At 68.2% G+C, this 19,184-nt stretch carries 11 protein-coding genes and 1 pseudogene; 1 reads left to right on the forward strand and 11 read right to left on the reverse strand.

Features of this window, described 5'->3' with window-relative positions; translation table 11 throughout:
• Positions 1-2 precede the first annotated feature (2 nt).
• A complete protein-coding gene (locus AC5P6A_RS11060) occupies positions 3-1,319 on the forward strand; it encodes an NCS2 family permease (protein WP_019661030.1) in 1,317 nt (438 codons plus the stop codon).
• Between the two features lie 65 nt (positions 1,320-1,384).
• On the opposite strand, the gene bcsZ is transcribed toward AC5P6A_RS11060, so the two are convergent.
• From bcsZ to AC5P6A_RS11115, 11 genes and pseudogenes are all read right to left on the reverse strand, one after another.
• A complete protein-coding gene (gene bcsZ / locus AC5P6A_RS11065; RefSeq protein ID WP_134731600.1) occupies positions 1,385-2,518 on the reverse strand; it encodes a cellulose synthase complex periplasmic endoglucanase BcsZ in 1,134 nt (377 codons plus the stop codon).
• On the reverse strand, positions 2,502-6,083 hold the full coding sequence (bcsC, locus tag AC5P6A_RS11070) for a cellulose synthase complex outer membrane protein BcsC (RefSeq protein ID WP_495222314.1): 3,582 nt from the start codon (positions 6,081-6,083) through the stop codon (positions 2,502-2,504). Before bcsC ends, bcsZ begins: the two co-directional genes overlap by 17 nt.
• Positions 6,083-8,446 carry a cellulose biosynthesis cyclic di-GMP-binding regulatory protein BcsB gene (gene bcsB / locus AC5P6A_RS11075; RefSeq protein ID WP_026347130.1) on the reverse strand — a complete coding sequence of 788 codons (2,364 nt, stop codon included), beginning with the start codon at positions 8,444-8,446 and terminating at the stop codon, positions 6,083-6,085. Before bcsB ends, bcsC begins: the two co-directional genes overlap by 1 nt.
• Entirely contained in the window at positions 8,443-11,067 is a 2,625-nt protein-coding gene (gene bcsA / locus AC5P6A_RS11080; protein WP_019661026.1) for a UDP-forming cellulose synthase catalytic subunit, read from the reverse strand. The genes bcsB and bcsA overlap by 4 nt, the downstream gene beginning before the upstream one ends.
• 100 nt (positions 11,068-11,167) lie before the next feature.
• Positions 11,168-11,821 (reverse strand): annotated as a pseudogene (locus AC5P6A_RS11085) (cellulose synthase operon protein YhjQ/BcsQ); the annotation flags it as partial.
• Positions 11,818-11,997, reverse strand: a complete 180-nt coding sequence (gene bcsR, locus AC5P6A_RS11090; RefSeq protein ID WP_021204328.1) for a cellulose biosynthesis protein BcsR — start codon at positions 11,995-11,997, stop codon at positions 11,818-11,820. The gene bcsR and the pseudogene AC5P6A_RS11085, both read right to left, overlap by 4 nt.
• Positions 11,997-13,628 carry a cellulose biosynthesis protein BcsG gene (gene bcsG / locus AC5P6A_RS11095; protein ID WP_167692778.1) on the reverse strand — a complete coding sequence of 544 codons (1,632 nt, stop codon included), beginning with the start codon at positions 13,626-13,628 and terminating at the stop codon, positions 11,997-11,999. The genes bcsR and bcsG overlap by 1 nt, the downstream gene beginning before the upstream one ends.
• A complete protein-coding gene (gene bcsF / locus AC5P6A_RS11100; RefSeq protein ID WP_019661022.1) occupies positions 13,625-13,804 on the reverse strand; it encodes a cellulose biosynthesis protein BcsF in 180 nt (59 codons plus the stop codon). Before bcsF ends, bcsG begins: the two co-directional genes overlap by 4 nt.
• On the reverse strand, positions 13,801-15,339 hold the full coding sequence (locus tag AC5P6A_RS11105; protein WP_134735104.1) for a BcsE family c-di-GMP-binding protein: 1,539 nt from the start codon (positions 15,337-15,339) through the stop codon (positions 13,801-13,803). The genes bcsF and AC5P6A_RS11105 overlap by 4 nt, the downstream gene beginning before the upstream one ends.
• A 212-nt stretch (positions 15,340-15,551) precedes the next feature.
• Positions 15,552-16,586 (reverse strand): fimbrial protein, encoded by a 1,035-nt coding sequence (locus AC5P6A_RS11110; protein WP_019661020.1) that lies wholly within the window; start codon positions 16,584-16,586, stop codon positions 15,552-15,554.
• Complete coding sequence (locus AC5P6A_RS11115; protein ID WP_155030410.1) at positions 16,577-19,141, reverse strand: fimbria/pilus outer membrane usher protein; 2,565 nt, start codon at positions 19,139-19,141, stop codon at positions 16,577-16,579. Before AC5P6A_RS11115 ends, AC5P6A_RS11110 begins: the two co-directional genes overlap by 10 nt.
• Between the last annotated feature and the right edge of the window lie 43 nt (positions 19,142-19,184).

Consider the following 19,184-nt stretch of genomic DNA (forward strand, 5'->3'; position numbering starts at 1 on the left):
CCATGTCCCTGTTCGAGCGCCTGTTCCAGCTGCAGCAGCACGGCACCACCGTGCGCACCGAGCTGCTGGCCGGTGTCACCACCTTCCTGACGATGTCCTACATCGTCTTCGTGAACCCCGAGATCCTCGGCACCACCGGCATGGACGCCGGCGCGGTGTTCGTGGCCACCTGCCTGGCTGCTGCACTGGGTTCGGCGGTGATGGCGCTGGCCGCCAACTTCCCGGTCGGCATGGCACCGGGCATGGGCCTGAACGCGTTCTTCGCCTTCACCGTGGTTGGTGCTGCCGGCCTGCCGTGGCAGCAGGCGCTGGCGGCGGTGTTCATCTCCGGCCTGGTGTTCCTGGTGCTGTCACTGACCGGCGTTCGGGCATGGCTGGTATCGGGCATTCCTTCGTCGCTGCGCTCGGCCATCGTGGCCGGCATCGGCCTGTTCCTGGCGATCATCGCGCTGCAGAAATCCGGCGTGATTGTCGGCAATGAAGATACGCTGGTGGCACTGGGACCGTTGAACACGGCGCCGCCGCTGCTGGCACTGGCCGGCTTCCTGCTGATCGCGGTGCTGGAAGCGCGCCGCGTGCGTGGTGCGATCCTGATCGGCATCCTGGCGGTGACCGGCGCCGGCTGGGCATTGGGCGATGTGCAGTACCAGGGCCTGGTTTCGCTGCCGCCGAGCCTGGCGCCGACCTTCCTGCAGCTGGACCTGCCGGGCCTGCTGCACCACGACGGTGGTGCGCCGATCGCCGTATTGCTGCAGGTGGTGCTGGTGTTCGTGCTGGTGGAAGTGTTCGATGCCACCGGCACGTTGTACGGCGTGGTCGGTCGCGCCGGCCTGCTGAAGCTGCCCGGCGCGCAGAAGCGTTTCGGCCGCGCGCTGCTGGCCGACAGCACCGCCATCGTGGCCGGTTCGGTGCTCGGCACCAGCAGCACCACGGCCTTTGCCGAAAGCGCCTCGGGCGTGCAGGTGGGCGGCCGCACCGGCCTGACCGCATTGGTTGTGTCGGCACTGTTCCTGGCCGCGCTGCTGTTCTCCCCGCTGGCGTCGATGGTGCCCAGCTATGCCACCGCACCGGCGCTGCTGTTCGTGGCCGGCCTGATGCTGCGCGAACTGGTGGAGGTGGACTGGAGCGACCTGACCGAATCGGTGCCGGCCGCGCTGTGTGCGCTGGCAATGCCGTTCACCTACTCCATTGCCAACGGCCTGGCCTTCGGCTTCATCGCCTATGCCGCGCTGAAGGCGGGCACCGGCCGCTGGCGCGAAGTGCATCCGGCGGTGTGGCTGGTGGCGGTGCTGTTCACCCTGCGCTACGCGCTGGAATGATGCCTGGCTGAGGGTTGGTCGGAGCCCACTGCGCTGCGTAGGTACCTGACCCCGCAGCGCTGCAGCTACCAGCGCGGCTGCAGGCGGCCGTCGGTGGCGAAGCGCCAGCGTCCTTCGGCCCAACCCACGCCGAACAGGGCCAGCATCTGCGAGTAATAGGCCGGTGCATCGGCGCGTTGCTGCTCGGCGCTGGGCAGGCTGGCCCGCAGCGACTGCGCGCGCTCCGCTTCGCCCTGCGCGATCAGATAGGGCAGCAGGGCCGCGCGGAATCCGTAGTTGCCTTCGCCCTGCCCCTGGCCACTGCGGGTGTCGATCTTTTCCCACATCGGTGCACCACTACGCAGGCGCTGCAGCGGTCCGGACAGCGCCGCCAGCTGCGCGCGGAACAACGGATCGCGCGATGCGGTCATGCCTGCCCAGGTGTAGCAGCGGATGGCGTCGTAGCCGCCGACCGCACCGCGCACCGGATCGACGACGAAGCGATCGCCTTTCCACGCCGCCCAGTCCGGTGCGAACCCGTGCGGGCTGCTCTGCTGCAGCAACTGCACGCTGTTGCGCGCCAGCGCCTGCCACGGCCCGCTGCGATCCTCCGCCGCAAAGCGGCGCAGCAGCGGCAGTGGCAGATAGCTGGGGTTGACCCGCGTGGCGTCCCCTTCAATGAACCCCTGTGGGCCTGGCAACAGCATTGGGCCGAGCCCGGGCAGATCCACGATCTCGCGCGCCCGCACCTGCACCAGCATGCCCTCCGCGATGGCCTTCAGCGCCGGACGGCGCCACAGCCGCGCGCCTTCCAGCAGCGCGTAGGCCAGCCAGAGATCGGAGTCCGAGGCCGGGTTGTCGTCCAGCACCCGCCAGGCGCCGGCGTCATCGCGTCCCCACAGCCAGGCCGGCAGGCGCTTGCCCATGTCGCCACCGGCAAGGTTGTCCTGGGTCCAGCCCAGGATGCGGTCGAACAGCGCCTGGTCGTTGTCGACCAGGGCGAAGAACAAGGCATAGGACTGGCCTTCGGAGGTGCTGCGCTGATCGTCCTGGCTGCGATCGATCATGCGCCCGTCGCGGCTCAGACTGCTGTCGAGCAGTACCTGCCACGCCGGCCAGCGCGGGGCGGGCGCGGCCTGCACACGGCACACGCCGAGCAGCGGCAGCGTGGCGACCGCCTGCAGCAGGCGCCGTCGCCGCAGGTCAGCGGAATTCGCCATACGGCACCAGTGGTGATACGGGCAGCGGCAGGTTTCCCTGCCAGGGCTTGAAGGTGTAGCGCAGGTAGAGCTGGAACGAATTCGGCGAGAAATCGCGGCTGCGCTGGAGGGTGCCGGCAGCGCCCAGCACGAAGTGGTCGCCGAGGCGGCGCTCCACCGCGCCGTACAGGCGGTACCCGGTGCCCGTGCTGCTGCTGTCACCGGTGTACAGGCCGGCCTCGTCCAGCCGCAGCGGGCCGTACTGCGGCTCAAGCTGTGCAATCACGCGCTCGATCAAGGCCTGGTCGGGGAAACGGCTGATCGACGAGGTACGCGCACTGGACACACTGACCGAGCCATCCAGGCGCACCGACCACACGTCGTTGCGCCAGGCAAAGCTGACCGGCAGGCTCAGCGATGCATAGCGCTGCGGGCTGTAGTAGCCGCCCTGGCCCAGCGAGTAGCCGCCCAGGTCCTTCTGGTAGCGCCAGTACATCGCGGTGGTACCCACATCCAGCCGCATGTCGGGGCTCTGGATCAGCTTGTGGTACCAGCCCACCATCGCGCGTGCGCGGGTGTTGTCGACCACGTTGTGCCCGGTCAGCCGATGCCAGCTCCAGTTCGACCACACGCCATCGCGGCCGCCCTGGTCGTAGCCGAGGCTGAAGGTCACGCCGTTGGCGGTGACGCCGCCCCAGCTGATGCCGCTGCGCGGATCAACCGCACCGGCCTGCGACAGCAGCGAATTGGTCATCGGCCGCCGCGACAGCGTGGCGCCCCAGCCGAAGCGCCCGAGGTCGCCATTGAGGGTGACACCGCCAAGCCAGTTGCCGACCACGTAGTTGGACGGGGTGTGGCCGATATCGACGTTCCAGCGGTCATCCAGGGTGCGCCAGCCGACGGCGAAGCCGGCACCGGAGGTGCGCCGCTGGTGCACGAAGCGGGTGCAGCCCGGTGCGCGCAGGCGGCTGTCGTCGGCCTGCAGCAGATCCAGGTCACAGCTGCCGAAATCCTCGTCGTAGGCGCCGCTCTCATCGGTCTGGAAGCGGCCCGCATCGAAGCTGGCCTGCTCGATGCGCGCCCAGCCCAGGCCACCGGCGAATGGCGCGTCCAGATGCGCGATGCGGGTATCGCGCGACAGCCGCGAAATGCCCGGCGTGCCATCGCTGCGGCGACCGGTGTCCTGCATCACCGTCAGGGTGGGATTCTCCTGCTGGTACAGGGTTTCCACATCGCTGCGCAGGCTGCGCCGCAACCAGTCATCGCCGGCTGTCTCGCGGCTGGCCAGGGTCAACGCGCGGTTGTCGCGCGGCGTGACCTGGCCGGGAGCCAACACGCCGTTGTCGGCCATCGCCTGCGCGTACATGTCCAGCGCCTGCTGCGGATCATCGCGGCGCACCAGCCGTGCCGCATCACGCCAGGACTGTGCGTCGGGCCCGGTCTTGCGCGCAAGCAACGCGCGCAGGATCGCCAGGGCCTTCGTGTCCTCGCGCAGGTCGGTCCAGATGGTGGCGAGCTGACGCTGCTGGCCGATCTCGTCATCGTCCACTGCCGGCGGTGCGTCGTGCATCTGGCGGCGTGCGCTGGCCAGATCGCCGGTGCCAATCCAGGCCTGGACCTGGCCCAGCTGCGCATCCACATTGTCCGGCTGTGCGGCAAGCACGCGCTGGTAGTAGTGCAGCGCCTGCGCGTGATCGCCGCGCAGGCGCGCCCACTCGGCCATCATCAGATCATTGTCGGTGCTGGGCGGTTGCTGCTGCAGCAGCGCGATGGCTTCGGCCTCCCTGCCCTGCGCACGCAGATCCCACAGATGATCGACCAGCTGCTGCCGCTGCAGGCGCGCCGACAGCGCGCGGATGTCGTCGTTCCACTTCGCCTGCGGCAGCGCGTCGAGTACCGCCAGCGCCTGCGGCAGCCGATCGTATCCCGACAGGTAGAGCGCCTGCGCGTAGCGCGCTTCGGCGCTGTCGTTATGCGTGGCCATGTCGGCCACCGCCGCGTCGGCCTCGTCCTGCCGGCCAGCGGCGCGCAGCTCGTTGGCCAGCGCATAGGCCAGCCATGCATCGCCCGGCAGTTCGCCGCGCAGCTTCTGCCCCAGCATGATCGCGGTGGTCGCATCACCGGCAGCCAGCGCCTGCTCGCGACGCTCACGCAGGCGGCTGATCTGGAGCTGGCGCAGGTCTTCGGCATACAACCTGCGTTGCGCAGCGGGCAATGCGTTGATGAAGGCTTCCAGCCGCTGCGGGTCGGTGCGGCCGTACAGCTGCACCAGCTTGCGGATCACGTTGGCATCGTTGGGCGCCATCCGCCGCGCAACCTGCAGCTGGCGTTCGGCTGCGGCGTCGTCACCGCGGGCCACGGCCACGTCGACCAGGCCCAGTGCAGCATTGACGTCGCGGGGCTGCTGGCGATGCGCCTGCGCATAGAGGCGCTCGGCCTCGTCCAGCCGGCCGGCCGCCAGCGCCGCATCGGCCTGGTCCAGCTGCAGCCAGTAGCGGGTGCTGGCGATCAGGTCGCGCCACTTGTCGTTGCTGTCGCCGGCCGGGGTGGCCTGCACCGCACGCTGGAAATAGCTGATGGCCTGCTCGCGGCGGCCCTGGCGCATCAGCGCCATGCCCAGCCCCCCCAACAGGTCGAGCTCGCGCGGATAGCCGCGCAACGCCTGCAGGAAAGCGCGCTCGGCCTCTGCATTGCGGCCTGCGTCGAGCAGCTGCTGGCCGCGCAGGCCGGCGCGCCACGCCGGGTCGCTGACCCGCTTGTGCTGGTCGGTGTAGCGCTCGCGCACCAACGCGATGTCGGCAAACGCTGGGTTGCGGGTGATGAAGTCCTGCAGCCGGCGCACGCTGCGGTCGTCGGCCGGCTGATCCTTCAGGTAGGCCCATTCGGCGTCCGCCGCCATGCCGCGGGCCTCCGGATTACGCCCCATGCGCTGCAGCGCGGCGAGCGCCTCTGCATCGCGGCCGGCAGCGAACAGCATCTGCGACAGCGCCTGCAGCAATGGCACATTGCCCGGATAACTGCGGTCCAGTTCGCCCAGCGCACGGATCGCCTGTGCACGCCCATCCGCCTGGCCGCCGCGCAGGCGCCAGTACTCCAGGCCCAGCTGCAGGCCGGGTGGATCATCGTTGAACAGGCGGCGGTAGATCGCCAGCGCTTCGGCGCTGCGACCACCGGCAGCGAACAGGCGCGCCTGCTGCAGATCCTGCTGCAGATCACCGCGGTAGGCCCTCCAGAGGCGTTCGCCGGCGGCCAGTTCACGGGTACCTGTACCGATCTCGCGCAGGCGCTTCAGGGTCGCCTCGGCATCCTGCAGCTTCTGTTGCGAGAGCTGCACTTCCAGGATCGCCACCAAGGTGCCGCGATCATCCGGTGCCAGCATGCGCAGCCGCGCCAGTGCGTCTTCGATCAGGCTCTGGCGACCGGTGGCCTCACCGATGCGCACCTGCTGCAACAGCCACTGGCGCTGCTCGGCGACGGTTCCGCCCGGCGTATCGGGCAAGGCCTGCGCCGCGCAGGGCCCGGCACCGGCCAGTCCCAACAGGACGAGGCCGGACGCGGTGACCAGCGGATGCCGCGTACGTGCCATCAGTGCCCCGGGTCCAGGCGCTTGGCCGCGACCCAGCGCAGCGCGCGCCACAGCAGGAAGGCGACCATCAGCACCACCAGCGTGGCCAGCACCGCCAGCAGCGCCGGGTGGTCGGCCAGGTGGTACCACAGCAGCAGCCACCACGGCAGCGCGCCAACGTAGTAGTGATCACCGACGAACTGGCTGTGAATGCCCGAGGTACGCAGGATCGCCACCGATCCGGCGATGGCTTCGCGCTTGCCGGTATCGCTGAGCGCATCGTGGAGCAGGCCGTAGTCGGCGGCATTGCTGGCGGCCAGCGAAACGATGCTGCGCTGCGCATGCGTCGGTGACTGCATGCCGATGATCGCGGCAAACGGTGCCTGCGCGCTCACTGCCACTTCGGTCACCGCTGGATCGCCATCGCGGCTGCCACGGCGGGCCTGTTCCATCGCCTGCTGCGGCGACGGAGACTGGCCATTGAGCAGGCGCGTGCGCTGGTCGTCGATCAGCAGCGACAGCTGCTGGCTACCGCGCAGTTCGGCCGGCAGGGCGCCCAGCATCAGCAGGTCCGCATCCAGCGCGCTGGCCTGCTTCCAGTCATCGGACAGGCGCAGCCCATAGGCCGGATAGCCGCTCTGCACGCCCAGCCCACCGATCAGGTTCAGCAGCAGGCTGACCTGTGCCTCGTTGGCTTGGGGCGGCACCAGCACGACAGTCTCCGACAGATCGGCCATGCGGGTGAAGGGGAATCCACTGAGCGCGAACGCGGACAGGTCCGGCAGGCCCATGTAGTGATGGAATCCGGAGAAGTCGATGGTCGAGTCGTCTTCGATCGCTGCCTGCAGGTTGGGCGGCAGCACGGTCTGGCAATGATCGCGCTGCGCACTGCCCATCACGCTGGCAAAGTTGAAATCGAAACGCAGCTGGTTGCGGTCGCCCAGTTTGAGCGCCGGAATCAGCAGGCGACCGTCATCGGCACCGGCATCGCCGGCCAGCACCGGCAAGCGGATTTCCTCCAGGCCCTGCTTGCCGTTGCGGCGCACCAGCGGGAAGCTGGAGATGAACTGGTCGTTGATCGCCACGCCCAGCCGCGACTCATCGCTGCCAAACGGGGGCGTGTAGCGGTAGCGCAGGTTCAGCGGAATACCCTGGTTGCGCCAGATGAACAGATCCGGCGGCAGGTTGAGGTTGACCGTGATCGGCTGCGGCGACACGCCGTTGGCATGCAGTTGTTGCGGATAGTCGAGCAGTTCAGCCAAGCGGACGGCGCGGTCGGTGCGCACCCAGTTCGGTGCGTCGTACGGCTTGCGCGGGGCCAGTGGCTTGACCTCATCGACACTGACCTGGCGGCCGCGGAACAGCACGTTGCCGGCCGCCATCGCAGCCACGGCCTTCTGCAGGTCGTCATCGTTGCGGCCCAGCACCAGCAGCAGCTTTCGCTGCGGATCCTCCGGCAGCGACATCAGTTCGATCATCGGGCCCTTCACCGGAGCATGGTTGGCGATCACCGGCGGGAACCTGCCGTTGACCGCCAGCACCACCGCGTGGCCCTTGTCCGGCAACGTGCCGAAGCTGACCGGGAAACGTGCCTGGCGCCACCAGCCGGACAGGCTGCCGAAGTACGAGGACATCACCGCCGCCGCCCGCTGCTGTGCCAGGCTCGGCGCAGCGGCGAACACCACTGGCAGTTCCAGCCGTGCTGTATCACGCGGATCGAAGAACGGCAGCGGGAAGTTGGCCAGGTCGTCCTGCATCGCCAGCGGCTGGCCGCCCAGGCGCAGCGTGCTGTTGCTGGAGAGATTGACCCACAGCGAGCTGTGCGTCGGCTCTTCGCAGATGTCGGTGTAGTGGCCGACGAACTCCAGGCGGACCTGGTTGAAATCAGCAATCAGGCGCGCGTCCAGCGGTAGCTTGGCCTGCACCGGGCGGCCCAGCTGCTCGTTGCTGATCGGCACCACACCCATCATCGCGTCGTTGAGATAGACCCGCAGGTGCGACAGGGTCGGCAGCAGCGACGGTGAAGGCGTGAAGCTCAGATCCAGCTCGGCATCGCGGACCAGGCGGTCACGGCGGACCTGGAACTCGAAGGTGGTGGCATTGCGCACGCCCGACAGCAGCGTGTCCTGGCGGCGCCCCAGCTGCGCGAAGGTGTTCTGCCGCTGCCAGGGCCAGGCGCTGCCCGCCCAGGTCTGCGCCAGCGCGGGCTCGGTACCGGTGGCAGGCGTGGTGGCTGGCGCGGCCGGCACCCCCGGCGCCGGCGGAGCGGCAGGCGCGGTAGTGGGAGGGACAACCGGCGCCGGGGCAGGCGCGCTGTTGCCTGACGCCACGGGCAGGGCCAGCAGGGGCAGCAGCAGCCAACGCAGAGAGGACGGACGGGTCATGGACGAAGCCCTGGATCAGCGGCTGGGTCAGCCGGGTGGGAAGGAAGCGGACGTTGCGGAGCAAAACTGGCCAGCCATCGCAGCAGGCGACGGTTCCAATGTGCGGGGCGGTCGAGGTCGAACGGTGCGAAATCACCCATCCGCCGGTAGCCGCGCCAGCCCAGGACCAGCACGCTCCACAGGCTGCGCGGCAGGCTCTTGGGCTGGTAGCCGGCGTGCCAGTCAAGCCAGGCATCGGCGCGGGCGAAGGTGCATTGGGCGAACTCGACGCGCTGGCGCTCGTCCTCGAACAGCAGCAGCAGGCCCAGTCGCTGGCCGACCGTGCGTTGCACGCGCGCCGGGAATGCGAACTCGCGGCGACCCCGCCCCAGCAGCACCTGCACGCGCTGGCCTTCGGCCAGCTGTGCGTCTTCGCCGAGTTCGACGCCCACGCCATCGTTGGAGTAATCCTGCAGCACGCCGCGCAGGCGGCGGCCATCGGGCACCTGCAGCGCCATCGGCAGACGGGTGGTGACGCGATGCGTGCGTCGCACCTGCTGCACTTCGGCCGCCACCGCCAGCGCACCGCCGATGATCAGCAGGTTGTACAGCACCCACAGCGAACTCACGATCACCGTGCCACGTTCGTCAAGTGGGCCGTGCACGAAGCGCCACACGGCAAAGCACAGGCCCAGCACGTTCAGCAGCGCCAGCACCAGGTAGGGCTGCGCCACGCGCCAGTCGAAACGATCGCCGGCCTGGGTACCGCCCTTGTCGGTGACGTTGAACTTGCCGCGCCCCGGACTGAACAGCGCCACGGTGGTGGGCCGTGCGATGTACCAGGCCAGCACCGTCTCGTACACCTCACCCCAGAACGGACGCCGGTACTTGCCCTGGATGCGTGCGTTGGTCAGGCTGGCGTGGGCCATGTGCGGTACCACGAACAACAGGATGGCCAGCGCCGGTGCGTAGATGATGTACACATGCAGCAGCAGGAACGCCAGCGGCGCAGTGAGGAACACCAGGCGCGGAATGCCAGCCAGGAAATGCAGCATCGCGTTGGCATAGCAGAAGCGCTGGAACAGGCTCAGGCCCTTGCCCAGCAACGGGTTGTCGATGCGGAAGATCTGCACCATGCCACGCGCCCAGCGGATGCGCTGGTTGACGTGTGCGCCGAGGCTGTCGGTGGCCAGGCCGGCCGCCTGCGGAATACGCAGGTAGGCCGAGTTCCAGCCCTTGCGGTGCAGCCGCAGCGCGGTGTGCGCATCCTCGGTGACGGTCTCGGTGGCAAACCCGCCGATGGCATCGATGGCTTCGCGCCGCAGCACCGCGCAGGAGCCGCAGAAGAACGCCGCGTTCCACAGGTCGTTGCCGTCCTGCACCAGGCCGTAGAACAGCTCGCCTTCGTTGGGATCGCTGCGGAACACCTGCAGGTTGCGTTCGAATGGATCGGCCGAGAAGAAGTGGTGCGGGGTCTGCACCAGCGCCAGTTTGGGATCACGCAGGAACCAGCCGCAGGTGATCTGCAGGAACGACCGCACCGGCAGGTGGTCGCTGTCGAAGATGGCCACCAGCTCGCCATCGATCAGGGTCAACGCATGGTTGAGGTTGCCGGCCTTTGCATGGCGGTTGTCGGCACGGGTGATGTAGTTGACCCCGGTGCGCTCGGCGAATGCGCGGAATTCTTCGCGCTTGCCATCATCAAGGATGTGGATGCGCAGCTTGTCGGCCGGCCAGTCCAGGCCCATCGCCGCGTACACGGTGTGCCGCACCAGCGCCAGGTCTTCGTTGTAGGTGGGGATCAGCACATCCACCGTCGGCCACTGGCGGATATCGGCCGGCAACGGCGCCGGGCGGCGCCGCAGCGGCCAGGCCACCTGCACGTAACCGAGCATCAGCACGAGCCACGAGTAGGTTTCCGCCGCCAGCAGCACCACGCCACAGACCAGGTCGAAGGTGCTGTTCCAGTTCAACGTGGCCGTATAGCGCCACCACAGGTACCGGCAGGACACGGTGATCGACAGCACGACCAGCACCAGCGTCGCATAGCGCCCCTGCATGCGCCGCACCAGCAGCGCGATGGCCCACAGCAGCACCACGAACACGAACTGCGCCAGATAGGTGAACGGCTGGGTGATGCACAGCGCCGCCAGCCCCAGCGTGGCCAACCCGACCAGCAGGGTCAGCAGGTGCCGCGAACGCGGCGACAGGCTGCCCATCTTCCGGCCGAACCATGCCGCCACGCGGCTGTTCCAGAATTCACTGGGTGCATCGCGCATGGCGCGCAGGTAGCGCAGGCGGCCGCGACCGGCCGCACCGCGCAGTTCGGCAATGCGTTCGCGCCGGGCCCGGGCCAACCGTTGCCGCCTCAGCGAGGGCTGCGGTACCAACCGCACCACCGACAGCCACATGGCCTGGATCAACAACCGCAGTGGATCGCCCGGGCGCCAGCGGCGGTCACCCTGGATCTGCGGGAAGGCGTTGCGCAGGCGCGGGGCCTGTGCCTGCCATGCCGGCCCTTCCAGGCGCAGGAACGCCCAGCCCACGCACTGCAGCAGCCACAGCAGCGAGCGGGTTGGCCAAGGCGCATGCACGCGTTCGCGCAGGCGCCCCCAGTCCAGGTAGTAGACGCGGGCGCCCATCAGCGTGTCCCCGCAACGGGCTGGCGCCGTGCGGCCTCGGCCAGGCACCACAGCACCAGGCCATCGACATCGGCAGCGGCCAGCGAATCGGTCGCATAGCGCCCAGTGGCTGCTTGCTGGCCAGCGCGGAGGGCACCCGCGCATCCTCGTGCAGCGGCTGCGGCACCAGCCGCGGGCCGTGCGCGTGCAGCCACAGCTGCATCAGATCGCGCTGCACCGGGATGACCGGGTCATAGCGGTTGGCCAGCAACAGGCGTGTGTCCTCCGGCTGCCGCTGCAGGAACACGTGGCTGACCGGATCGACACAGGCCAGGCGCAGCGGCAGCGTGCAGCGCACGTGCTGGTTGATGGCCGCTGCATGCGCCGGCAGGCGCTGCGGCAGGTCGAACAGGATCCAGTCGAACTGGGTCTCCAGCAGCGGAATGCGTTCGGCCCAGGTGCCCGGTGCCTGTTGCAGCTGCTGTTCGATGCGCATTGCGGCCTCGCTATCGACGCGACCATAGGGCAGCACCGCAAGTCCTGCTGCAACGGCGTAGGCGGCATCACGCCAGTCCGTGCCGTCCAGCTGCGCGCGCCCCCAACCGTTGTCCACGTCGGCAGGCAGCCCCAGGTGCAGGCCGAGCATCTGGTCCGGACTGCATTCGACCAGCAGGACGCGCTGGCCCTGCGCGTGCAAGCCCTGGCCGAGTGCGGCCAGCACCGTGGTGACACCGGTTCCGCCATGGATGCCCTGCAGCGACAGCACGGTGCTCATCGGCGCGGCTCCAGTTCGGCCAGCAACGGCCAGCGCGCCAGCGCCTGGGCACGCTCATGCTGGGCAGAGAAGTCCACGTAGGGCAGCCCCGGCATGCCCAGGCTGCGCCGCAGCAGGTCGATATCGTCCTCTTCCACGGACAGCGTGACCGGTACGGCAAGGATGTCGGCAGGCATCAGCGTGCCTCCTCGGGGTAGGGGCTCCAGGCCTGGCTGCCCTGCAGCTGCAGCCAGGGCTTGCCGGCGTACTCGATGACCTTGGCGCCTTCGTTTTCCGACACCGACGGTGTCTGCGGCAGCCCCTTCAGCAGGCTGTCCCAGTTGCGCTCGCTCGGCGGCGACTGGGCATTGAGCGCGTACACGCGCGAAACCAGCTCGGACACGGCCAGGTAGCTGCTCGGTTCGGGGACATGACGCGGGCCGCCGGCCGCCGGCGCGCCCATGCCGATCAGCTTCACGCCCACCGGCACGTGGGTGATCGACGGGCTGGGAATCTCGCGCATGCCCGGAATCTGCATGCGGTCGCCATGCAGGGCCGCGCCATGCTCGGGTACCACCACGATCATCGCGCGGCGGCCACTCTTCTCCACCGCATCGACGAAACCGGCCATGTCGCCCAACACCATTTCCGCACGTGCCTTGTAGTCGGCGGCATTCGAACGGCCATCGGCGCCGACGATGCGGTTGCCATCGTGCAGCGAAATCGTGTTGTAGAACAGCGCCACCTGCTGGCTGGACCCGGCCAGCCGCTGTTTCCACCACGCCATCAGCACATCGCCATCGCGGCGCAGCGGCGACTTGTCGAACGCCACCAGCGCTTTAGGAAACGCGCTGATATCCATCGGCTGTGCCTGCAGCCCGCCGTACTGGTGCAGTTCACCGATGAAGTCGTCGAAGTGACCGTCGTGGTTCATCGCCAGCTCGCTCTGGAAGCCCAGACGCTGCAGGTTCGAGAACAGCTGGCACTCGGCCGGCACCGGATCGAACAGCCCGGTATGCGAGGTCTGGCCACAGCTGGCGCGCAGCAGGCGGATCGCCGCCGGGCCGCTGTAGGCGGTTGCCGAGTTGAAGTCGTCGAACACCACGTCCATGTGGTCGAGCAGATTGTTCTGGCGCAGCCCCACTTCATCCAGATCGCTCCATGCCAGCGAGCAGATGTTGAGGATGATGACGTCGAACGGCGCGCCGCTGCCCGGTGCGGGGAAGCTGGTCTTGAGGCTGGCCTGCTGCTGGTAGAAGCTGGCCAGCCATGCATTGAGCGTCTCGTTGTTGGCCGGCGGCAGGCCGGCACCTGAGGTGCCTCCGGCGCTGGCGGTGGCCGCGGTGGCGGTACCCTGCCCCCAGTTCCAGCCCGCCGGCATCGGTATCGCCATCACAGCCAGGCCAAGCATGCCCAGCACGCTCAGAGTGGTGATGCGCAGCCACGGCTTGAGCAGTACGTAGGCCAGCACCAGCATCGCCAGTACCGCCACCATCTGCCAGTTGATGAAGCGCTGGGCCAGCTCGAGCCAGTAATCCGCCGAGAAGTCCAGCACGCCAGGTTGCACCAACAGGCGCCGGAACGGCGGCCACCAGGTGTCCTGGTAGTACAGCGCCACGCCCACCGGTACCGCAGCGACAGTACGCGCGATGCGTGCCCAGCGCCAGCGCAGTGGAACCAGCAGCGCGCCCAGGAACAGCAGGTTGGGCAGGATCTTCAGATCCAGCGCGCCCATCCAGGCCAGTACCACCTTGGACAGGAAATACAGGTTCCAGCCGCGCAGGTCGGCCCAGGCGAAGGGCGATGCGGGAGCCACCTGCGGACTCATGCAGCCCCCCGCGGCGCACGCAGGCGTACACCGGCGCGGCGCAGGTGGCGAGGGGGCAGCCAGCGCGCGGCACGGCGGCGCAGCGCACGCCACAGCGTACCGAGCATGGCACCGAAGGGAATCATCACGAGCGCACAGGCGACGATCAGGGTCCAGAGTTGCTGGTCGGTGGTCATGCGCGATCTCCCAGTCGCAGCGGCTTCGGGACAGTGAAAACAGGCGCCTCCAGCGCCGGGGCCACCGGCGGCAGGACGGCGGGGGCTTCGGGCAGGACCTCGGCCTCCGGATCGCTGCTGCCGGCGTTCATCGCTGCAATGTCGTATTCGGCCAGACGCTGGTAGCCATCGAACAGCTCCCGCCAGGGCAGGCGGAACAGATTGCCCAGGGCCTGTTCGACCGCATCACGCCGGCACCCGAACAGGAACAGGCGCACCTGCCCGCGGTAGACACAGGCCAGATCGCCCTGGCGGCGGATGCGCAGCTGCTGCAACGTCTGCTCGGCGCGCAGGCCGGCCACCGGCTGCAACGCCAGCACGGCGCTTTCCACCGCGCTGCCGTCCTGGTCGATGCGTTCGCCGGCGATCTGGCGGAAGCGTGCGGCGTTGACCAGGCCGCTTACCGGTGGCGGCCGATGCGCACGGATCAGCGGCTCCGGATCGTCAGCCAGCTGGCCCTGCCAACGCTGACGCTGCACGGTTTCCAGCAGGGTCAGCAGGCGCGGCAACGGCGTGGCTGACGGCACTACCAGGCTGCAGCCGCACTGCATCAGCAACCGCTCATCAGCGTAGCGCAGGCAGGGCTGCAGCTCGCGCACCACCAGTTTCAGTGCATTGCCACGTTCCCGGCGCAGGCGGTGCAGCAGTCGGGCCAGTGCATCCACCTTGGCGTTCTCGTCGATGGCCAGCACTACGGTGGCCTCGCGCGCCTGCAGCGCGGCCGGCAACAATCCAGCCCAGCCGTCATACAGGTGCCAGGCTGCCGACAGTGGCGGCGCACCGTCCAGTACTTCGGTCTGGGCCAGGAAGACATCGCGATCACTGCCACTGGTGGCATCGACCCCAGTCCCGGCGGCATCGGCCTCGGCCAGATGGCGCAGCCCGCGGCTTTCCTGCTCGACGCCGAACGATCGCTGGGCCACCACGCCATGGCTGTTGGACCAGTAGTGCAGCAGCAGCTGCAGGGCACCACGATGCGGATGCAGCTGGGCCACACCGGCGCAGCTCCGGTTCAATGACAACAGGCGCGGGGCCAGGGTCGCCACTTCGCCATGGCACAGCAACAGCAGCACCTGCTGCGCCTGCCCGGCCCAGTCCTGCAGCTGCTGGCACCAGCGCGCCAGCCGGGCATCATCCCAGCCGTCCAGCGCCGCCACCGGGAACTGCACCACGCTGAGCCGGGTGCGCCCCGAGGCGGTGCGCGGCAGATCGCCGGTCAGCCCGCGCAGCGCCTGCTGCATGCCGTGATGCGACCGCTGGAACAGCCGCAGGCGGGCCGGCCCCTGATCGGCCGGCAGCAGCGTCAGCATCGATTCGGCCCCCCGCCCCAGCGTGACCAGCACGGCCTCATCCAGTGCGTCGGCCGTGGCCAGCACACCGGCACCGAGCAGATCCGTCGGCGCGCTGCCCGCGGCAACGACCCAATACAGGCCCCCGCTGCGCATCTCCACCAGTTCGGTGGGCAGTCCGGCAATGGCAAGGTGTGTTGCTGGCACGCCGGATCCTTTCATTGCCCCTCACCCAGACCGACGGCCCGGCAGCGGGGGCGCTGCAGTGGAGAGGGGATCATTTCCATGACGCACATCACATTCATGTGTCTGTACGGCAATGATAGCCCTGATCTTCACGTCTGCGGGATCAAGACGCAGTCAACGCCCCCCGCGGAGCGGGGGGGTGAGGCTCCAAACTCAGCAATGGGAGACCTGCGCTACTCGTACTGGATGGTGAACGTCGCCTGCCCGTTGGCGGTGCCGGCACCGACGGTACCTGCCTGGGTCTGCACATAGCGCGCGCGCAACGGCAGCGCCATGACGCTGGTACCCGGCGCCGTAGTGCCGACGTTGATGGTCTGGCCGAAGCGCACTTCTCGCTCGGTGCTGCCGTCGCGCTGGACCATCTGGATGCCGATGCGCGTGGCGCTGTTGCTGGTCGCGCTGAGCTTGAGCACGCCCGGCATGTTCGAGCTGTCCTGGTCGGCGTCGAGGCGGATGCCGATCTTGCTCTGGTAGGCGGCCACGTTGCTGCCCTGGCAGTTCAGGCGGATCTCGAAATCGCGATCAGCGGCCTTGGAGCCGACACCGGTGAAGGTGGTGTTGGGCACGCTGCCGAAATCGACGGCGATGTTGCGGCTGCCGGCCTGCACTTCGCAGGTGGGGCTGACCACGGTGGTACCCGAGCCCTTGAACGTCGAGGTCAGCTCCGGACGGCCAGGACCGTCGCCGTCGAGATAGTAGGTGGTGAAGCGGCCGTTGGGCGCGATGATGCCCGAACCCGTCTGCGCGGCGGTCTTGATCAGCTCCACGCGGAAGCGGCCACCATTGAGGGTCAACGTCCGGTTGCCCCCCAATTGCAGCGTGTGCGGGTAGTAGGTCTGGATGGTGCCCGAATCACGATAGACACGGATACCCACTCCCGCTACATCGGTCGCATAGACGTTGCTGAAACCCGGGACTGCGTTTTGCTGTGCGGCGTTGACGAAACGCCCGTTGGCACTACCGCCCCAGCGATCGCAGTAACCGATGCTGTCGCGCTGGTTGATCGGCACGATCAACTCCTTGATCACACCACCGACGGGCAGGCTGGGCAGGATCACGATCTGCCCCATGTCCATCTGCACGTCCTGCGCGACAAAGCCCTGCTGGGTGATATAGCAGGTCGCCAACGCCGGGCTGGCCACGGCGATACCCCCCATCACGGCCATGGCGGCAAGCAGGGTGCGGCTGCGGGAAGAAATCATCGGCATGCTGCCTCCAGCGGGATGAAGCCGGTCTTGGACGCATCGGCGCCCGACGGAACCTGGTAATCGATGGTGCAGCGCTGGTCTGCACCGGCGCCCCACTCCACCAGCAGGCGGCCCTGGCTCTTTTCACTGCGCACGTACAGGCGGCCACCCTGGCTGACCATGCCCACCGGCTGGCCCTGCTCATCCTTGACCTGCGCACCGAACGGCATGCTGCGGCCATCGGCATTGCGTACCTGGATCAGCAGCGCATTGCCTTTGCGGGTATCGAAGCGCAGGTAGCTGATGGCACCGGCGAACGGCGCGATCGACTGGCTGGTGCTTTCCAGCTCGACGTCATGGGCCATGCCCTGCGGGTCAAGGGTGACGGTGTTGAGGCGGTACGGCGATACGTACGGAACCACTGCATATCCACGGCCATCTACGCGCAGGCCCGGGGCGTTGCTGACGATCGCATCGCGCGCACCCGGCGCTTCCACCAGCACCATGGTGTCGCCCCGCTGCGGAGTGAAGGTGAAGCCGCCCGGATGCACGACCACGCTGCCGTTGGCACCGACCGAAGCCTGGCGGAAATCGCGCGAGTGGCTGTAGGTCGCGTTCAACGCGGAGTAGCGGCTGCGGTACTCGGCGTTGCCGACCGCCGTGGTGCCCCCCTCGCGGGAATCGGACAGCGCCACGCCGTAGCTGAAGTTGTTGTCGACGCCGGCCGACCCGGTGATGCCGACGCGGCTGTTGTCGTAGCCACCGCGATCGCGCATGCCCAGGTCGGCGCTGAACGATACCGGGTGAGTGCCACGGCCCAGCGGCACGCTCATCGACAGCAGGTACTGGGTGTCGGAACGGCCGAGCACGCCCTCTTCGGTGCGCAGCGCCGAGAAGCCGTAGTTCACCGAGCGCCAGGCGTTGTTGTAGCCCACCTGGTACTGCTTGGAGGTGCCCGAACGATCATAGAAGTCGCGCACCGAGCCGGTCACGTACAGCGCGCCGCCGCGACGTCCCAGCGGCTGGTTCAGCGTTATCTGGAACTGGCTGCGCTGACGGCCACGGGTGGTCGGATCGATGCCGCGCGTGTCCGAATCACGGCCATACAGCGCATCCTGAAGGCTGTAGAAGCCTTCGGTCGAATAGCGGTAGGCGGCCAGGGTCAGATTGGTGCCGGTCTCGCCGATCATGTTGCTGTAGCTCAGCCGCACGCTGGCGCCGGTGTGGCTGCCGTAGTGGTCGAACGAGGTACGCGCATGGGTGACGTCGGCAGCGAACGCACCGACCGGCGTGGACAGGCCGACGCCATACAGCAGCGACAGGTAGCCGTCGCTCAGCGCAGTGCCCCCGTACAGGGTCAGCTGGTTGCCGATGCCACGCTGGTAGGTCCCCTGCACCAGCCAGGGTTCGTCGGCCAGCAGCTTGTTGCGCACCTGGCCGGCGGTCAGCGAGTAGCGCGACACGCCTTCGCGCAGCATCTGCGGCACCGAGCCGAACGGCACCTTGAATTCGCGGCGGCGGCCATCGGCCTCGATCACGCTCACTTCCAGGTCACCGCCGTAGCCGGTCGGGTACAGGTCGTCGATGACGAAGCTGCCCGGCGAGACGGTGGAGGAGTAGATCAGCTGCTGGTTCTGGCGCACTTCGATGCGCGCATTGGTCTCGGCGATGCCGCGCACCACCGGCGCGTAACCGCGCAGCGAGTCCGGCAGCATGCGGTCGTCGCTGGCCAGGCTGGCACCACGGTAGCCGATCGAATCGAACAGTTCGCCGGTGGTGTAGGCCTCACCGATGGTGAGCATGCCGCGCACCTGCGGGATGCCGCGTTGTGCGTAGGTGGCGATGCTCTGCCAATGGCGGCCGTCACCCTCGGACCAGGTCAGGTTGGAATCATGGCGGAACTGCCAGCCGCCCAGGTTCAGGCCGGCGTTGAGGCCGAGGTAGGCGCTGCGGTTGCGCTGGCCACCTTCCACACGGCTGTTGCTGTCGATGGCGTTGAAGCTGTAGCCGACGAAGCCGGCATTGATGCCACGGTCCCACAGCGCCGGGTTGACGTAGCCGCGCGCCTCACGGCGCAGGAACACCTGCGGGATGCTGAGGTCGTAGCGCAGGTTGCCGCTGTCATAGACACCATAGGCATTGGCCATGCGCTGCTGGACCGGCACGCAGCTGGTCTTGTCGGTGGGCACGGACGGATCCTGCTGCAGCAGCACGGCCTCGCTGTCCACGCCCATTTCTTCCAGCATCGGCAGCGGCAGGCAGGCGTCGACACGGCCCTGCGCATCGGCCTTGAACTGCAGATCGCGACGGCCCTGCCAGGCACCGTTGACGTAGACGTCGACACGATAGTTGCCGGCCACCATCGGATTGCCGTTGCTGAAGGCCGCCAGGTCGACCTGCTTGGCCTGGCCAGACAGGAAGCTGGAGTTGAACTGGGCCGATTCCGGTGCACGCGCATTGGCCGCACCACTCTGCGCCATCAGCGCCTGTTCGCCGAGATTGGCCGGTGCCGCCAGCGCCCATCCTGGGCAGGCCACACCAGCAACCAACAGGCAAAGCGCCTGATGGATCGACAATGTCAATCTGTTTCCGATCACACTGACATTCCTTCAATTCGCC

It is taken from the genome of Stenotrophomonas sp. YJH_SMC_20 (assembly GCF_059367845.1).

Coding starts and splice junctions, on each gene's coding strand:
- bcsR (WP_021204328.1), bottom strand. CDS start 11,997: ATGCCTGCCGACATCCTTGCCGTACCGGTCACGCTGTCCGTGGAAGAG.
- AC5P6A_RS11110 (WP_019661020.1), bottom strand. CDS start 16,586: ATGCCGATGATTTCTTCCCGCAGCCGCACCCTGCTTGCCGCCATGGCC.
- bcsF (WP_019661022.1), bottom strand. CDS start 13,804: ATGACCACCGACCAGCAACTCTGGACCCTGATCGTCGCCTGTGCGCTC.
- bcsC (WP_495222314.1), bottom strand. CDS start 6,083: ATGGCACGTACGCGGCATCCGCTGGTCACCGCGTCCGGCCTCGTCCTG.
- bcsA (WP_019661026.1), bottom strand. CDS start 11,067: ATGGGCGCCCGCGTCTACTACCTGGACTGGGGGCGCCTGCGCGAACGC.
- AC5P6A_RS11060 (WP_019661030.1), top strand. CDS start 3: ATGTCCCTGTTCGAGCGCCTGTTCCAGCTGCAGCAGCACGGCACCACC.
- bcsG (WP_167692778.1), bottom strand. CDS start 13,628: ATGAGTCCGCAGGTGGCTCCCGCATCGCCCTTCGCCTGGGCCGACCTG.
- bcsB (WP_026347130.1), bottom strand. CDS start 8,446: ATGACCCGTCCGTCCTCTCTGCGTTGGCTGCTGCTGCCCCTGCTGGCC.
- bcsZ (WP_134731600.1), bottom strand. CDS start 2,518: ATGGCGAATTCCGCTGACCTGCGGCGACGGCGCCTGCTGCAGGCGGTC.